Source organism: Tessaracoccus massiliensis (assembly GCF_000826065.2).
In the GTDB taxonomy this organism is placed as follows: Bacteria; Actinomycetota; Actinomycetes; order Propionibacteriales; family Propionibacteriaceae; genus Arachnia; species Arachnia massiliensis_A.
The window spans coordinates 179,097-195,205 of record NZ_LN623541.1 but is presented as its reverse complement, the minus strand read 5'-3'; the positions used below and the strand labels follow the sequence as shown (position 1 = coordinate 195,205).

At 68.8% G+C, this 16,109-nt stretch carries 17 protein-coding genes; 14 read left to right on the top strand and 3 right to left on the bottom strand.

Going from position 1 to position 16,109, the window contains the following annotated elements; translation table 11 throughout:
- The first annotated feature begins 8 nt into the window (after nt 1–8).
- The 5 genes from BN1186_RS05120 to BN1186_RS05100 all read left to right on the top strand — a co-directional run bounded on the left by BN1186_RS05120 (nt 9) and on the right by BN1186_RS05100 (nt 3,445).
- Nucleotides 9–1,037, top strand: coding sequence for an ATP-binding cassette domain-containing protein (locus BN1186_RS05120; protein WP_082031120.1), 1,029 nt, complete (start codon nt 9–11; stop codon nt 1,035–1,037).
- Nucleotides 1,038–1,187: 150 nt separating this feature from the next.
- A complete protein-coding gene (gene cysE, locus BN1186_RS16225; protein ID WP_040283042.1) occupies nt 1,188–2,027 on the top strand; it encodes a serine O-acetyltransferase in 840 nt (279 codons plus the stop codon).
- A 45-nt stretch (nt 2,028–2,072) separates the two neighbouring features.
- Nucleotides 2,073–2,516: a CBS domain-containing protein gene (locus BN1186_RS05110; RefSeq protein WP_040283041.1), complete on the top strand. Its 444-nt coding sequence runs from the start codon at nt 2,073–2,075 to the stop codon at nt 2,514–2,516.
- On the top strand, nt 2,500–2,913 hold the full coding sequence (locus BN1186_RS05105) for a rhodanese-like domain-containing protein (RefSeq protein WP_040283040.1): 414 nt from the start codon (nt 2,500–2,502) through the stop codon (nt 2,911–2,913). The genes BN1186_RS05110 and BN1186_RS05105 overlap by 17 nt, the downstream gene beginning before the upstream one ends.
- Before the next feature lie 106 nt (nt 2,914–3,019).
- Nucleotides 3,020–3,445, top strand: a complete 426-nt coding sequence (locus BN1186_RS05100; RefSeq protein WP_139650856.1) for an MBL fold metallo-hydrolase — start codon at nt 3,020–3,022, stop codon at nt 3,443–3,445.
- A gap of 3 nt (nt 3,446–3,448) precedes the next feature.
- Here BN1186_RS05100 and BN1186_RS05095 read toward each other — a convergent pair whose 3' ends face one another.
- Nucleotides 3,449–4,258 (bottom strand): aldose epimerase family protein, encoded by an 810-nt coding sequence (locus BN1186_RS05095; RefSeq protein ID WP_040283039.1) that lies wholly within the window; start codon nt 4,256–4,258, stop codon nt 3,449–3,451.
- A gap of 46 nt (nt 4,259–4,304) precedes the next feature.
- Here BN1186_RS05095 and BN1186_RS05090 point away from each other — a divergent pair, with 46 nt between their 5' ends.
- The 9 genes from BN1186_RS05090 (at nt 4,305) to BN1186_RS05050 (ending at nt 14,262) form a co-directional block, all read left to right on the top strand.
- Nucleotides 4,305–4,817, top strand: coding sequence for a GNAT family N-acetyltransferase (locus BN1186_RS05090; RefSeq protein ID WP_040283038.1), 513 nt, complete (start codon nt 4,305–4,307; stop codon nt 4,815–4,817).
- 23 nt (nt 4,818–4,840) lie between these two features.
- Nucleotides 4,841–5,353, top strand: coding sequence for a phosphoribosyltransferase (locus tag BN1186_RS05085; protein WP_040283037.1), 513 nt, complete (start codon nt 4,841–4,843; stop codon nt 5,351–5,353).
- Entirely contained in the window at nt 5,346–5,591 is a 246-nt protein-coding gene (locus tag BN1186_RS05080; protein ID WP_040283036.1) for a hypothetical protein, read from the top strand. Before BN1186_RS05085 ends, BN1186_RS05080 begins: the two co-directional genes overlap by 8 nt.
- A 153-nt stretch (nt 5,592–5,744) precedes the next feature.
- Nucleotides 5,745–7,799 (top strand): transketolase, encoded by a 2,055-nt coding sequence (gene tkt / locus BN1186_RS05075; RefSeq protein WP_040283035.1) that lies wholly within the window; start codon nt 5,745–5,747, stop codon nt 7,797–7,799.
- Between the two features lie 181 nt (nt 7,800–7,980).
- Nucleotides 7,981–9,654, top strand: coding sequence for a signal peptide peptidase SppA (gene sppA / locus BN1186_RS05070; RefSeq protein ID WP_052459820.1), 1,674 nt, complete (start codon nt 7,981–7,983; stop codon nt 9,652–9,654).
- Between the two features lie 91 nt (nt 9,655–9,745).
- Nucleotides 9,746–11,476: a VanW family protein gene (locus tag BN1186_RS05065; protein ID WP_040283034.1), complete on the top strand. Its 1,731-nt coding sequence runs from the start codon at nt 9,746–9,748 to the stop codon at nt 11,474–11,476.
- Between the two features lie 64 nt (nt 11,477–11,540).
- Entirely contained in the window at nt 11,541–11,861 is a 321-nt protein-coding gene (gene fdxA / locus BN1186_RS05060) for a ferredoxin (protein WP_040283033.1), read from the top strand.
- A 3-nt stretch (nt 11,862–11,864) separates the two neighbouring features.
- The gene (dapC, locus tag BN1186_RS05055; protein WP_040283032.1) at nt 11,865–12,956 is read left to right on the top strand and encodes a succinyldiaminopimelate transaminase; all 1,092 of its coding nucleotides are present in this window, start codon (nt 11,865–11,867) and stop codon (nt 12,954–12,956) included.
- A 4-nt stretch (nt 12,957–12,960) separates the two neighbouring features.
- Nucleotides 12,961–14,262, top strand: coding sequence for a chromate transporter (locus tag BN1186_RS05050; RefSeq protein ID WP_052459819.1), 1,302 nt, complete (start codon nt 12,961–12,963; stop codon nt 14,260–14,262).
- Nucleotides 14,263–14,583: 321 nt separating this feature from the next.
- On the opposite strand, the gene BN1186_RS05045 is transcribed toward BN1186_RS05050, so the two are convergent.
- Both BN1186_RS05045 and BN1186_RS05040 read right to left on the bottom strand, forming a co-directional pair.
- Nucleotides 14,584–14,910 (bottom strand): sulfurtransferase TusA family protein, encoded by a 327-nt coding sequence (locus BN1186_RS05045; RefSeq protein WP_082031119.1) that lies wholly within the window; start codon nt 14,908–14,910, stop codon nt 14,584–14,586.
- A 26-nt stretch (nt 14,911–14,936) separates the two neighbouring features.
- Complete coding sequence (locus BN1186_RS05040; RefSeq protein WP_040283031.1) at nt 14,937–16,007, bottom strand: YeeE/YedE family protein; 1,071 nt, start codon at nt 16,005–16,007, stop codon at nt 14,937–14,939.
- Between the last annotated feature and the right edge of the window lie 102 nt (nt 16,008–16,109).

The following is a 16,109-nucleotide window of genomic DNA, read 5'->3' as shown; positions in this document are numbered from 1 at the left end:
ATGGAGTCATGGCATCGATTCAGGTCACCGGACTCACGAAGAGCTACGGGACCAACCATGTTCTACGCGGCATCGATCTCAGCGTCGATGAGGGTGAGATCCTCGGCATTCTCGGGCCCAACGGAGCGGGAAAGACCACGCTGGTCGAGTGCATCGGCGGGCTGCGCGCCCGCGATGGGGGCACCGTCACCGTCGACGGCATGGATCCCGCCATCAGCCCTGAGCAGTTGCGCGAGCAGGTGGGCATGCAACTGCAGCAGTGCAGGCTGCCCGGCAAGCTCACCTCCAGAGAGGCGTTGAACCTGTTCGGTTCCTTCTACCGCGACCCCATCCCCAGCGGCGAACTCCTCACCCGGTTCGGTCTCGGTGAGCATGCCGACAAGCGCTTCGAGAAGCTCTCCGGCGGCCAGCAGCAGCGGCTTTCCGTCGCGCTGGCGCTCATCGGCCGCCCCCGCATCGCGATCCTGGACGAGTTGACCACAGGCCTCGACCCGTCGGCCTGGCGCGACATCTGGGGCTACCTCGCCGACCTCCGCGCCTCCGGCATCGTCCGCGACGGGCTGACCGCCATCCTCGAACGCGACCCCGACATTGAGGTGGTGGGCCAGGCGGGAGGTGGGCGCGAGGCGCTGGCCCTCATCGCAGGCCTCCAGCCCGACGTCGTGCTGATGGACCTGCGGATGCCCGACGGCGACGGCGTCTCGGCGATCAGCTCGCTGCGCGCCCAGTCGCCCGTCACGCCCCGCATCCTCGTGCTGACCACGTACGACACCGACCATGACATCCGGCGCTCGCTCGAGGCCGGCGCCGACGGCTATCTGTTGAAGGACACCCCGCGAGAGGATCTGCTGGCCGCCATCCGCCAACTCGCGGCAGGGCGGCCGGTGCTCACGCCCAAGGCGTTGAGCGTGATGACCGGCCGCGGCCGGGATGTCTCCCTGACCGAGCGGGAACTGGAGGTGCTGCGCGAGGTGGCCGCGGGCGGCACCAACCGCGAGGCCGCGGTGCGCGTCGCCTACGACCGTGGGCTCCTCTAGACCGTGAGCAATTGGATAGGGTCACGGGCCCGGCAGCGCGTTTTTCCCGGCGTGTCGCGCCGTGACCCTATCCAATTGCTCACGGCGAACAGCGACGAGGGGGAGGCGCGGGGACGGTAGCCTGAGGGGGAACCGATCAAGGAGGCCCACATGGACCCGGCGCTCATCGTGCCCGACGACCAGATCTGGGATTCGATCAAGCGCGAGTGTCGAGAGGCCGCAGACAGCGAGCCGTTGCTGGCCGGCTTCCTGCACGCGACGGTGCTGTCCCAGCCGGACATCGAGGAGTCGCTGGCCTACCTGCTGGCCAGCAAGCTCGACAGCCCCACGCTGCCCGGACTTGGCCTGCGCGACATCTTCTACGACGTGCTGCGCGAGGACGAGTGCATCCAGCAGGCGATCCGGGCGGATCTCCAGGCCGTCGTCACGCGCGATCCCGCCTGCCCCGGCTACGCCAACCCGCTGCTCTACTTCAAGGGTTTCCAATCCATCCAGGCCTACCGGGTGGCCCACTTCTACTGGATGAACGACCGCAAGCCGCTGGCCCTCTACCTGCAGAGCCGGATCTCGGAGGCGTTCGCCGTCGACATCCACCCCGGCGCCCGGATCGGCAAGTCGATCATGTTCGACCACGCCACCTCCGTCGTCATCGGCGAGACCGCCGTCGTGGAGGACGAATTCTCCATGCTGCACGAGGTCACGCTCGGCGGCTCCGGCAAGGAGGGCGGCGACCGGCACCCGAAGATCGGCCGCGGCGTGATGATCGGCGCCGGCGCCAAGGTGCTGGGCAACATCCGCGTGGGGGAGTGCGCCAAGATCGGTGCCGGCTCCGTCGTGCTGCGCGACGTGGAGCCGCACACCACCGTCGCGGGCGTGCCCGCCAAGGTCGTCAACGTGCCGCCCGCGTCGCTGCCCGCCTTCGACATGATCCAGACGCTCGGCAACGGCAACGGGACCAGTCACCAGAGCGACGCGCCGCCCTGCGCGTAACGCCGATCACCTGCGCCTGACCCGCCCAGCGGGTTAGCGTGGGTCATGCGGATCAACGAAGTCATCAACACCAAGGGCAGCACGGTGGTCACCGCCCGCGCTGACCAGAGCGTCAAGGAACTCGTCGACCTCCTCGGAGAGCACCGGATCGGTGCCGTGGTCATCACCGACGACGGGGAACGCGTCACAGGCATCGTCGGGGAGCGCGACATCGTCAACGGGCTACGGGAGCACGGCACCGGAGTCCTCGAGCGCCCCATCGCGGACCTGATGGATCAGGACGTGCACACCTGCGGGATGGACGACGAGCTGGCGGCCGTCGCCGGCGAGATGACCGAGTACCGGGTGCGGCACCTGCCCGTCCTGGTCGACGGGAAGCTGGCGGCCATCGTCTCGATCGGCGACATCGTCAAGAGCCGCATCGACCAGCTCCAGGACGAGCAGGAGCATCTCGTCAAGTACCTGCGCGGGGATGCGCGCTCCCTCTGAGCCGCTCGCCAGGTCCGCCAAAGACCTGGTGGAGGCGGCCAACGAGATCGTGCCCCCGCTCCCGCTCAGCGAGGCGGAGGCGCTCCTCGGCGACGACGGCGTGCTGTTCGTCGACATCCGCGAGCCCGCGGAGCTCGCCAAGCTGGGCGCCATCCCCGGCGCCTATCGCGCGCCGCGGGGGATGCTGGAGTTCTGGGTGGACCCTGCCTCGCCCTACTACCGGCAGGCGCTCGACGACGGGCGCAGGCTGGTCCTCTACTGCGGGTCGGCTTGGCGCTCGGCGCTGGCAGCTAAGGCGCTGCACGAGATGGGGCGCACCGATGTGACGCACATCCAAGGGGGCTTCACTGGCTGGGCAGAGGCGGGCCTCCCCGTCGAAGCGGTCGCACCCGGGTAATGGAGCGCACACCGTAGACGGCGCAGCTGTCCAGCCTTTGGGAGACCGGTGCAGCGGTCCTCGCCAACCCCACCCCGGGGGAGGGGGACGGGGTTAGTCTGGGCGCATGCAACCACTTCAGGGGGACGAGGAGTTGCGGCCCGTCATGCTCGCCGCCACCGCCGGTGGGCGCAACACCTGGCTGGTCGGAGACGAGCGAGAGGTGATCGCGGTCGACGCCGTCGCGGATCCCGACACAGTGCTGGACGCCGTCGATGGCCGACGCGTGGTCCCCGTGGTGTGCACCACCGACCCGCGGGACAACAGCGCGGTGCTCCACCTGGGGGAGCGCACCGGGGCGCCTGTGTGGACCCGTCCTGAGGTGGGCCAGGAGTTCACCGTCGGTGCCGTCACGCTGCAGGCCGTGGGCGCGCCCGGCGGGCATCCCGGGGTGCTGCTCTATTCGCCGACGCTCGGCTGCGCCTTCACCGGGGACGCCCCGCTGGGCGACGGCCTGGGCCTTCCCGCCGAGACGGTGGCCTACTCCGGCTGAGCCTCAGACCTCGAGGGTGAACGCCAGGCGGTGCTCCCCGCCGGCGGGGAGGGTGACCGCGCCGTCGCGCACGTTGCCGTACTCGACGCAGACGAATTCCCGCCATTCGCCCTCGGCCACCTGATCGTTGACGGGGCCTGGGTTCCACACGACGGTGCGGGTCGCCCCCTGGCTGGACAACCGGCGGGTGCGCGAGCCGTCGCTGAGGAACACCGGAGGGGCCTCGGCGTAGACACGGTCCACGTGCCCGTCGAAGGCGAACTCGCCGTCCTGATGCCCCGGCTGCCAGTCTGCGGCGGCGTCCAGGTAGCGGGTGTTCTCCAACCCCGAGATGGTGGCGCGGGTGGCGTCGACGCGCAGGTACGGGTGGAAGGCCAGGTCGACGCCGGCCTCGCGGGTGGGGGACGTGATGGTCAGCGCCACGGTGAGCGAGGTGCGGCCCACCTCGATCTCGAGCCGGTAGGCCAGGTCATCGGGGTAGCGCCCGGCCCCCGGGATCTCCGCCACCGCAGCCGAGGTGAGGCTCATGACCACCTTGGCCCCGTCGTCGTTCTGCTCGACGACCTCGGTGGCCCAGGCGACCCGGCTGACGAGCCCGTGCGTGTGCGGGACCTCCCAGTCGCCCTGGCCCTTGCCGAACCACGGCGCGCACACCGGGATGCCGCCGTGCCACATGGTGCCCGGCGTCAGCTCGGCGTCCTGCGACAGGAAGAGCACGTCGTCGCCGCCGGCGGGCCGCCACGACAGCACGCAGCCGCCGAGTTCAGCGACCCGCGCCGTGCCCCAGGCGCCCGAGAGTTCATGAATCCTCATGCGGCAGACAGTACTAGCCGTGCCCAGGCGGCCCTACCATGGGACCATGCCGACCATCCGCCCCGCGCATACCCGAGACATCCCGGCCATCACGGACATCTACAACGAGGCGGGCGTGGGCACCACGGCGTCCTACGCGCTGGAACCGGTCAGCGTCGCGGACCGCCAGGCGTGGTTCGACCGGCTCACCGCAGCGGAGTACCCCATCCTGGTGATGGAGGACGCCGACGGTCTGATCACCGGTTACGCCAGCTACTCGCAGTTCCGGCCGTTGGAGGGCTACCGGCACACCGTCGAGCACAGCGTCTACATCCGCGACGGGCACCGCGCCGCAGGTGGGGGTCGGATGCTGATGGGCGCGCTGATCGACTATGCCCGCGGGCGTGGGGTGCATGTCATGGTGGGCGTGGTCGACGGCTCCAACGAGGCCTCCGTGGCCTTCCACCGGAAGCTCGGCTTCGAGGAGGCGGGCCGCCTCCCGCAGGTGGGGCGCAAGTTCGGTCGCTGGCTCGACGTGGTCTTCGTCACCATGATCTTCGAGGGCAACGAACCCCGGTAGGCCCGCGCCACTACCATTGGCCCATGGCTTATCACGCGGACGCTCGAGACCTCACCAACAAGGAAGTCCTCACCTGGGAGTGCTTCGGCCAGGCACAGCGCGACCTCGCGCGCGCCGTGGCCGAATCGGATTTCTTCCCTGAGATCATCATCGCGGTGGCGCGCGGGGGCATGACGCTCGGTGGGGCCATGACCTACTCGTTGGGCGTGAAGCTGACCGACGCGATCAACGTCGAGTTCTACACCGACGTCAACGAGACGCTGCCTGATCCCATCCTGCTGGCCCCCATGCTGGACACCGAGTCCATCGCCGGGCGCAAGACCCTCGTCGTCGACGACGTGGCTGATTCCGGACGAACGCTGCACCTGGTGATCAAGCTGCTGCGCGGCTTCGGCGCCGACGTGCGCTCCTGCGTGCTGTACGCCAAGCCCCGCACGATCGTGGCGCCGGATTACATTTGGAAGTCCACCGATCAGTGGATCGTGTTCCCCTGGTCGGCCGAGCCGCCTGTCACTGAGGAGGAGAGCCATGGCTGAGACCCGTAAGTTCGAGCCGGGAGACCCCGAGGGGCTGCAGAAGCTCGTGCGCGAGGCGCTGGGCGAGACGACCCGCCCCTTCCAGCCCGGCGAGGAGCGCTCCCGCAGCGAGCAGGCAGAGCCCGAGCACCCCGAGCAGCCCGACGCTGACGAGATCGCCATCGCCAAGGCCGGTGAGATCCCGGACGCCTGGTGGTCCGGCGGCGGCGCCGGTGGTGGAGGCGGCGGCGCCTGGTAGTCGGGCGGGCGGCTGTGCGTGAGCAGTTGCCCAATGTTGCCAGATGGGCCACCCGGCCCGTGGTTCCGGCCGGGGCGCGCGATAGGCTTGACCCATGATCGCCGCAGCAGAGACGCATGCGCTGCGCCAACCCCTATGAGTTAGGAACTAACAGTGACTCTTGAGTGGACCGAGAAGGACGCCCGCGCCGTCGACACCGCCCGGATCCTCGCCGTCGATGCAGTCGAGAAGGTCGGCAACGGGCACCCCGGCACGCCGGTTTCGCTCGCCCCCGCGGCCTACCTCCTGTACCAGAAGGTGATGAAGAGCGACCCCACCGATGACCTCTGGCTCGGCCGTGACCGGTTCGTGCTGTCCGTCGGCCACGCCTCCCTGACGCAGTACACGCAGCTGTACCTCGCCGGGATGGACATGGAACTCGACGACATCAAGGCACTGCGCACCTGGGGCGCCAAGACCGCCGGTCACCCCGAATACATGCACGCGAAGTTCATCGAATGCACCACCGGCCCGCTGGGCGCCGGCATCTCCAACGCCGTGGGCATGGCCATGGCCGCCCGCCGCGAGCGTGGCCTCTTCGACCCCGAAGCGCCCGAGGGCGAATCGGTGTTCGACCGCTTCGTCTACGTCGTCGCCGGCGACGGCTGCCTGCAGGAGGGCGTCGCCTCTGAGGCGTCCTCGCTGGCCGCCACGCAGAACCTCGGCAACCTGATCATGATCTACGACGACAACCGGATCACGATCGAGGGCAAGACCAGCATCTCGTTCACCGAGGACGTCAGCGCCCGCTACGAGGCCTACGGCTGGGATGTGCAGCACGTCGACTGGACCAACGGTGGCACCGAGTACAAGGAAGACCTCCAGGCGCTCTACGACGCGATCGAGAAGGCCAAGTCCGTCACGGACAAGCCCTCGTTCATCAAACTGACCACCATCATCGGCTGGCCCCTGCCCAACAAGCAGGGCCAGGCCGCCATCCACGGTTCGAAGATCGGCGCCGACGAGATCGCCGCGCTGAAGGATGCGCTCGGTTTCGAGCAGGAGCCCTTCGCCGTCGACCAGGACGCCGTCGCACACGCTCGTGAGAACGCCGCCGCCCGCGGCAAGGCCTTCCGCGAAGAGTGGGACGCCAAGTTCGAGGCGTGGCAGCAGGCCAACCCGGAGCGCGCCGCGCTGCTGGAGCGCGCCGCGGCCCGCAAGCTGCCCGAAGATCTGTCGCTGCCGGTGTTCGAGGAGGGCAAGAAGTCCACCCGCGCCGCCTCCGGCGAGGTGCTCTCCGCATTGGCCGGCCAGCTGCCCGAGTTGTGGGGCGGCTCCGCCGATCTCGCCGGCTCGAACAACACCACCATGAAGGGCGAGCCCTCCTTCCTGCCGAAGGAGCGCACCACCGACGCGTGGCCCGGCAACCCGTACGGGCGCACGCTGCACTTCGGCATCCGTGAGCACGCCATGGGCGGCATCCTCAACGGCATCAACCTCTCGGGCCTGACCCGCGCCTACGGCGGCACGTTCCTCGTGTTCGCTGACTACATGCGCCCCGCCGTCCGGCTGGCCGCCATCATGAAGGTGCCGTCGGTGTTCGTGTGGACGCACGATTCGGTCGGCGTCGGCGAGGACGGCCCCACGCACCAGCCCATCGAGCACCTCGCGTCGCTGCGTGCGATCCCGAACCTCGACGTGGTGCGCCCGGCCGATGCGAACGAGACCTCCGTCGCCTGGGGTGAGATCCTGCGCCGCACGGACCGCCCCGCCGGCCTGATCCTGTCGCGTCAGGACCTGCGCACGGTCGCCCGCGGCGAGAAGTACGCCTCGGCCGAAGGCGTCGCCAACGGCGCCTACGTGCTGAGCGAGGCCTCGGCGGAGCCCAAGGTGATCCTGATCGCCACCGGCTCCGAGGTCGCCATCGCGCTGGACGCCCAGGAACAGCTCGAGGCTGATGGCACGCCCACCCGCGTCGTGTCGATGCCGTGCCAGGAATGGTTCGAGGAGCAGTCCGACGAGTACAAGGAGTCGGTCCTGCCGAAGGCGGTCACCGCGCGCGTCAGCGTCGAGGCCGGCATCGAGATGGGCTGGGGCAAGTACGTCGGCGCCCAGGGCACCTCGATCAGCATCGAGCACTACGGCGCCTCCGCGTCGGGTGCCAAGTGCTTCGAGGAGTTCGGCTTCACTGCGGACAACGTCGTGAAGGCCGCCAAGTCCATCCTCTGACCCCCGCTGGTTGAGCCGCGCTCGGTCCCTGAGCGTGAGTTCTACGAACGACGAAGGGCTCCCGCAGCTTTCTGACACCTTGACCCGATGGTTGAGTTGTCGGGGACGCTGCGGGGGCCCTTCGTCGTGCCCGGGCTCGTTCCTCTCCGGGGCACGCTCAGGGACCACGTAAAGTGGATGCATGAGTCTCAAGGACGTGCTTGCCAAGATCGTCGGCGACAAGCCGGTGGTGCTCGAACTCGATCTGGCCAGGGGGGTGCTCGTCGCGAAGCCGAGCAATCCGCTGCAGGCCATCCAGTTGATCAACAGCCCCACGCTGCCCGCGCTGCGCCAACACCTGGCAGAGGCGGCAGACGACGAGCGGGTGCTCGGCCTCATCGTGCACGCCACCCCCACCCAGTTGACCATCGCGGACACCGAAGAGGTCTCCGGTCTCATCGAGGAGTTCGGCGCCAAGAAGAAGACCATGGCCTGGGCCGAGTCCTTCGGCGAACTGATCCACGGTTTCGGCGCCTACCGGGTGGCGGCCGCAGCTCAGGAGATCTGGGTCCAGCCCACCGGCATGCTGTCCATCGAGGGCCTCGAGGTGACCATCACCCTCCTGAAGGGCCTGTTCAACAAGGTGGGCGTGGAACCGCAGTTCGGTCAGCGGCACGAGTACAAGACGGCCGCAGACAGCTACGCAGCAGACCACGTCACCGAAGCCAACCGAGAGATGATGCAGCGCGTCGGCCAATCCATCGTCGACGAGATGGTCGAGGCCATCGCCCGGCTCCGTGGCGTGCCAACAGAGACCGTCTGGGACGCCGTCAACTCCGCGCCCGTGGAGCCTGATCGGGCCAGGGAACTGGGCCTGATCGACCACATCGGCTACCGCGACGAGGCCTACGACGCCGTGCTGAAGGCCTGGGGAGCCGAGCCGGAGAACCTCCTGTTCGCCCACCGCTACCAGTCGCGCTCCGCGCTCATGAAGAAGCTGCGCCCGAAGCAGGCCAAGGTGGCCGTCGTCAGCCTCCGTGGCGCCATCGTCACCGGCCGTGGCGTGCGCTCACCGATGGGAGGCCAGCAGGCCGGGGCCGACGTCGTGGACGAGCAGCTGCGCGCCGCGCTGCGCGACGATGACGTCAAGGCCGTGGTCTTCGACGTCGACTCGCCCGGCGGCTCCGCCGTCGCATCAGACTTCATCCGGCGATCCGTACTGCGGCTGAAGGAGGCGGGCAAGCCCGTCGTCGCCCACATGGGCGCCGCTGCTGCCTCGGGCGGTTACTACGTGTCGATGCCCTGCAACGAGATCGTCGCCCAGGCGGCCACCCTCACCGGCTCCATCGGTGTGCTCGCCGGCAAGATGGTCACCGAGGGCCTCTACGACAAACTGGGCCTGGTCCGCGAGACCATCCCCGTGGGCGCCGCCGCCGGCACCTTCTCCGACGCGCACGAGTTCTCGGAGGAGGACTGGGAGCGGCTCAACCGCTGGTTGGACCGCATCTACCTGGACTTCACCACCTTCGCCGCCCAGGACCGTGGCATGGACTACGAGGAGCTCGAGCGCCTCGCCCGTGGCCGCGTCTGGACGGGTGCGGACGCCAAGGAGCGGGGCCTCGTGGATCACATCGGCCGGCAGAGGCTCGCCGTCGAGCGCGCCTGCCGCCTCGCCGGGCTGGACCCTGAGGCCGCCAAGCTCACCCACATCGCCGACGCCGGGATCCTGGACCTGCTCAAGCCCGCCACGTCGTCCGAGACGGTGGCAGGGGGAGCGGCGGTGCCGGATGCCGAGCAGATGTTCAACGCGCTCGCGGCCCGCGTCGGGCTGCGCTCCCATGGGGCGCTGAGCATGCCTTTTGCCGTCAAACTGTGAGGCGACGAGGAGGACGCGCAGTTTTGGGAGTAGTTGACGTCTCAACGTACGATGGCGGGGTTGTGCCGTCACGGCACGTGGAGGGGTGGAAGTGAGTAGAGCCGGCAAGATCGCCATCGGAACCATCATCGGGCTGTTGATCCTCGTGGGCGGAGCCTATGTGGCTTCGTACTTCGTGGCCGGCAACCAGGTGCCAGCGAAAGCCTCGGTAGACGGGGTGGCCATCGGAGGCCTGTCACCTGAGCAGGCGCGGGAGAAGCTGGAAACCGAACTGGCCCCCAAGCTCGCCGAGCCCATCACTCTGAGCGCGGGCGGCACATCCGCAGACATCGTGCCCGCCGACGCAGGGCTGGGCTTCGACTACGAGGCCACTGTGCGGGCAGCGGGCGGCGGCCACTCCTGGAACCCCGCAGATATCTACGAGACCCTCACCGGCGGCGGCGAGGTAGACGTCGTCCGCACGGTCGATGAGGGTGCGCTCCGCTCGGCTGTCGAGGCCAAGGCGTCCGAGTTCGCCGTCGACGGCGTGGACGCCACCGTCAAGTTCGACGGCGGCAAGATCGTCCGCACGGAGGCCACCGACGCGCAGGCCATGGACGTCGACGCCACCACCGCCACCGCCAAACAGGCCTTCGAAGAGGCCAAGGGCAACGTGGCCGTGACCATCCAGAACACCCCGCCTGCGGTGACCGATGAGATGGTCGACGACGTGGTGACCAACTTCGCCGAACCGCTGATCAGCGGCCCCGTCGTGCTGACCCACGGCGACGTGCAGATGGAGATCGCGCCCGGCTCCCTGGCGGAGGCTGCCTCCCTGAACGTCGAGGGTGACAAGATCGTCGGCACGCTGGACACCAGCGAACTCTTTGAGCAGACCGCCGAGGCCCGGCGCTCCCTGGAACTGTCCGAACCCAAGAACGCGTCGCTGAAGTTCGAGGGCGGCAAGGTCGCCGTCGTGCCGTCGACCTCGGGCCAGCAGCTGACCGAGGAGGCGTTCACCGCCTCCGTCGAGAAGGCCGCCACCGCCACGGGCGAGGGTCGCACCGTGCCCGTCGAGTTGGAGGGCCAGGAGCCGGAGTACTCGACGGAGGACTTCACGGCGCTGGGCGAGTTCGTCGTCGTCGGGGAGTACACCACGCAGTACCCGCATGCCGCCTACCGCAACACGAACCTCACCCAGGCGGCGTCGTCGGTCAACGGCACCGTGCTGCTGCCTGGCGAGACCTTCTCCCTCAACGACACCCTCGGCGAGCGGACCACCGCCAATGGCTACGTCGACGGCTACGTGATCAACAAGGGGCGCCTCGTCAAGGAATCGGGCGGCGGCATCTCCCAGGCGGCCACTACGCTGTTCAACGCAGGGTTCTTCGCCGGCTACAAGGACGTGGAACACAAACCGCACAGCCTCTACTTCGACCGCTACCCGGCCGGCCGCGAGGCCACCGTCTACTACGGGGCGCTGGACATGAGGTTCCAGAACGACACCGAGTACCCGGCCATCATCCAGGGCTTCACCAACCCGTCGTCGTCCGGCAAGCGCGGCAGCGTCACGTTCAAGATCTGGTCCAAGCCCACCTATGACCTGCGTACCAACGACCAGGGCGGGGTGGCGCAGGCGATGTCCACCGAGCTGAAGAAGTCCGGCTTCTACCGCGGCACGGACCGTACCGTCACCGGCGATCCGAACTGTGAGTCGCAGGCGCCGATCCAGGGCTTCAGCGTCAACTGGGAGCGGATCTTCTACAAGAACGGCGAGATCGCCAAGCGCGAACCGTTCTCGTGGAAGTACAACGCCGGGGACCGCATCATCTGCCAACCCTGACCTTGCCTGGCAAGCCGGTCCGGGCGCGCTAAGCTGGGCACGCCCCGCTCTCGAAGGAGAAATTGTGACGTACATCATCGGACTTCCCTGTGTCGACGTGAAGGATCTCGCCTGCGTCGAGGAGTGTCCCGTCGATTGCATCTACGAGGGCAACCGCATGCTCTACATCCACCCGGAGGAGTGCGTCGACTGCGGCGCCTGCGAGCCCGTCTGCCCCGTCGAGGCCATCTACTACGAGGACGACGTGCCGGAGGAGCAGGCCCAGTTCTACGACGTGAACGTGCAGTTCTTCGACGAGATCGGCTCCCCCGGCGGCGCCGCGAAGATGGGTGCCATCGACAAGGATCACCCGGTCGTCGAGGCGCTTCCGCCCCAGGGCAACTGACCGATGGGCCTGGGGGCCCGGCTGCCCGATTTCCCCTGGGACACGCTGGCTGAGGCCAAGCGCGTCGCCAGCGCGCACCCCGGCGGTCTGGTTGATCTGTCCGTCGGCACGCCCGTCGACCCCACCCCGCAGCTCGCCATCGACGCGTTGGCGGAGGCGGGGGATGCGCACGGCTATCCGACGGTGTGGGGCACGCCGGAGGTCCGTGCGGCCATCCGGGGCTACCTGGAGTCACGCTGGGATTCGGTGCCGCTGACCGATGAGTGCGTGTTGCCGGTGGTGGGCACCAAGGAGTTGGTGGCCTGGCTGCCGCTGCTGCTCGGCGTCGGGAAGGACGAGGCCGTCGTCTTTCCGGAATGCGCCTACCCCACCTACGAGGTGGGCGCCCTGGTGGCCGGTGCGCAGCCGCTGCCGCTGGACGATCCGGACGACATCCCGGACAACGCCCGGCTGATCTGGATCAATTCGCCGGCCAACCCGACGGGTCGCATCCTGCCACTCGAGGAGCTGCGCGCCTTCGTGGCCGCGGCACGCCGCGTCGGCGCCGTGCTGGCCAGCGACGAGTGCTACGGCGAGTTCGCCTGGGACGCCGAGGCCATCTCCGTGCTGGACCCGCGCGTCAACGATGGGGACCACAGCAACCTGCTGGCCGTGCACTCGGTCTCCAAGCGCTCCAACGCCGCCGGCTACCGCGGCGGCTTCGTGGCGGGCGACCCCACCGTCGTGCTGCCCCTCGTTGGGGTGCGCAAACACCTGGGCATGATGCTGCCCGCCCCCGTGCAGGCCGCGATGGCCGCGCTGCTGGGGGACCAGGCCCACGTCGAGGAGCAGCGCGAGCGCTACCTCGCCCGCCGCGCCGTGCTGAAACCGGCGCTGGAGGAGGCCGGGTTCCGGGTGGACCACTCCGAGGGGTCGCTGTACCTGTGGGCCACCCGCGGCGAAGGGTGCCGCACCACCATCGACTGGCTCGCCGAACGCGGGATCCTCGCTGCGCCGGGGGACTTCTACGGAGCGGCCGCCGCACAGCACGTGCGCGTGGCGCTGACCGCCACCGACGAGCGGGTCGCCGCCGCAGCGGAGCGCCTCAGGGGATGATGATGTGAAGCTTGCCGGTCTCCTGGGCTCCATGCTCAAGGTGGGCACCATCGGCTTCGGCGGTGGCGCAGCCCTCATTCCGGTCATGGAGAAGGAACTCGTCGGCAAGGCGCTGGACGAGCGCACCTTCGGCACGCACACCCTCATCGCCAACATCACGCCAGGGGCCCTGCCCGTCAAGCTCGGCGCCCTCGCCGGAGCCGAATCCCACGGCTGGCTGGGCTCGCTGCTGGCCGCGTTCGCCGTCTCACTGCCCGGCACGCTCGCCACGGTGGGCCTGCTGGCCGGATTCAACGCCATCGGCGCCGGCGCCATCCGCTACGTCGAGTTCGCCGCCATCGGCATCGCCGCCTTCATCATCGTGCTGCTCGCCCTGTTCATCGCCAAGGTGTTGCGAGCCGGGAAACAGAGGCTGCGCGTCTACGTCGTCGTGGTGCTCGCCTCGTTTCTGGCCACCGGTGCCGACCAGGCCATCGCCGCGGTGGGCGAACTGTTCGGGCAACGCTGGGAAACGTCGCTGCCGCAACTCGACGCGCTCCAGCTCATCCTCGTGACACTGGTGGTGATCGGGGCCTGGTCCGTGGCCCGGCGCAGGGCCTCGACGCCGGCGGCTCCCGGAGCGCCGCCCACAGCATCGTCGCGGGCCGCATGGTGGTCTGCTGCCGCCTTCACGGTTGTCGTCGCCGCCGTCACGTTGGCCTCGTTCGTCGTGGGCGGCGCAGGTTTCCTCGGCCTGATCGGGTTGTCCACCGTCACCTCCTTCGGCGGCGGCGAGGCCTACGTCGGCGTGGCCGACGGATTCTTCGTGGCCAGCGGCATCGTGCCAGGCAGCGAGTTCTACGGCCAGGCCGTGCCCGTGGCCAACGCACTGCCCGGGCCCATCCTGGTCAAGGTCGCCGCTGCGCTGGGCTACTCCTACGGGCTGCAGTCCGGCGGTTGGCAGTTGGGCCTGCTGTTCGCACTGGCCACCTTCCTGCTGTCGGTGGCGGCCTGCTCCGCGATCGCCATGCTGATCATGGGCGGCTACGGGAAGGTGTCGAACTCCGCGTTCGTGCGTCGCCTGGGCGCCTACGTGCTGCCCGTGATCTGCGGGCTGTTGATCACCACCTGCCTGTCGATGCTGCGCGCCAACATGGCGATCGCCAGGAACGCCGACGTCAACGCCCCCACCGTCGGCTGGGCCACCATCGTCGGGGCGGCGGGGCTGTGGCGGTTGGACCGCCGCTTCCATCTCCACGACGTCCTGCTCCTGCTGGTGGCCGGCGGCCTCAGCCTCCTCGGCATGACGCTCCTCACCGCCGGGTGAGCCTGCGAGCTTGATCAGCCAATTTGTTGGTTGAGCCTGCGAGCGCAGCCAGCAGTGTCGAAACCTCTGCAGCGTTTCTGACACCGTGATGAAAACTTGGTCCCGCAGTCTTTTGATGGGGCCTTCGCCGCCCATGGCGGAGGCGGTCGCTCGGTGGCAGCTCCGAGGTGCGTGGCGCATGGTCGCCGCCACGGTTCGGCGCCTGTTCCACTGCGGGTGGGCGCTGCCGAGGCTGGGGACTCTTTGGCCTCTGTTGTGCTGTGGTGAAGGGTTTGGTACCGACTGCGGTACGAAACCCTTCACCTAAGACCAGACTGGCGGCTACGCCTTCTGGACCGTGATGGTCCAGGAGGCCTCGCCCACCTGCTGGAAGTTGGTCACCGGGTAGCCGGCGGCCGCGGCCCAGTGGGGGATCGAGTCGGTGGCCTGGGTGCAGTCGAAGTCGATGATCAACTCGTCACCGGCCTTGAGCCCCTTGATGGCCTGCTTCGCCTCGACGAGGGGGAACGGGCAGACCTGGCCGACGGTGTCCAGCTTGTACTGGCGTGCCTCGCCTGCGGGTGCGTCGTCGGCAAGTACGGCGGTGGCGGTGGGGCCGCCGTCGGCGCGGCCGAGGAGGGGCTTGGTGAGACGGTCGAAGAAGCTCATGATGTGGTCCTTTGCTGTGTGGGTGCTCAGTGGGTACGCACGAGGGTGCTGGGGGAGGTGACCTGGATGGGTGTTGCGCCGGCGCGCTTGTGGGTCTGGATGAAGAAGCGCGCGGCCACACCCACGCCGAGGAAGGTGAACAGGAACGCGGCCCAGCCCTGGTAGCTGAACAGGGCGGTCTGGACCAGCGAGTTGCCGATGGTGCAGCCGCCGGCGACCGCGGCGCCGACGCCCATGAGGGTGCCGCCCGCGATGGCGCGGATGGTGGTCTTGGCATCGGGGGCGCGGAGGCGGAACTCGCCTGCCAGCTTCGCGGCGATGTAGGAGCCGGGGATGAGGCCCAGCACGAACAGCACGCCCCAGTCGATGCGCGAGGCGTCGCCGGTGGTGAGGAAGTTGACGATGTTGGCCGACGGCGTGGTGATGCCCAGGCCCGAGTTGCGGCCGGTGGCGTTGGACAGGGGGTAGGCGACAGCGGCCAGGACCCCGACGACGATGGCGGAGGCGTAGGGGCTCCAGGGACGCTCGAGCAGGAGATGGGCGAAGCCGGAGCGTTTCGTCTCGAGGCGCGCCACGGGCTGCTTGGCCACGCGCTGCTGCCAGATCAGCCAGCCGGTGACGCCGGCGAGGACAGCGACCAGCAGCCACGGGCTGATGCCGAGCGATTCGTGCACGGTGGTGAGGCCGGACTTCTGGGCCAGGGCCGCGTCGGTGACCGGCTTGAGCGCGCCGTACTTCATGATCGAGGCGAAGCCGGCGTAGAAGATCAGCGCGATCCAGGAGCCGATCAGGCCCTCGCCGGAGCGGTAGTAGGTGCCGGTGGCGCAGCCGCCGGCGAGCACGATGCCGATGCCGAACAGGAATGAGCCGCCGATGACGGCGAGCCATGCGATCTCAGGCACCTTTGCGGTGATGAGGCCCTGGCCCAGCAGGCCCTGGACCAGTACGGCCTGTACGACGATGGCGAGGAGGAATGCGGTCAGCCAGCGCTTCGAGCCGCTGAGCCACACGTCGCGGAAGGCTCCTGTGACGCAGAAGCGGCCGCGTTGAAAGACGAATCCGAGGGCGATGCCCAGGGCGAGACCGGTGAGGATCATGGGGGTACTCCAGAAGAAGAGGATGGGAAATGGGCATGCTGGACAGGCCCTGAGAAGAGGGGATGCAAAAGGTCAACGCCCGGACGGCGTGCGGCACGAATG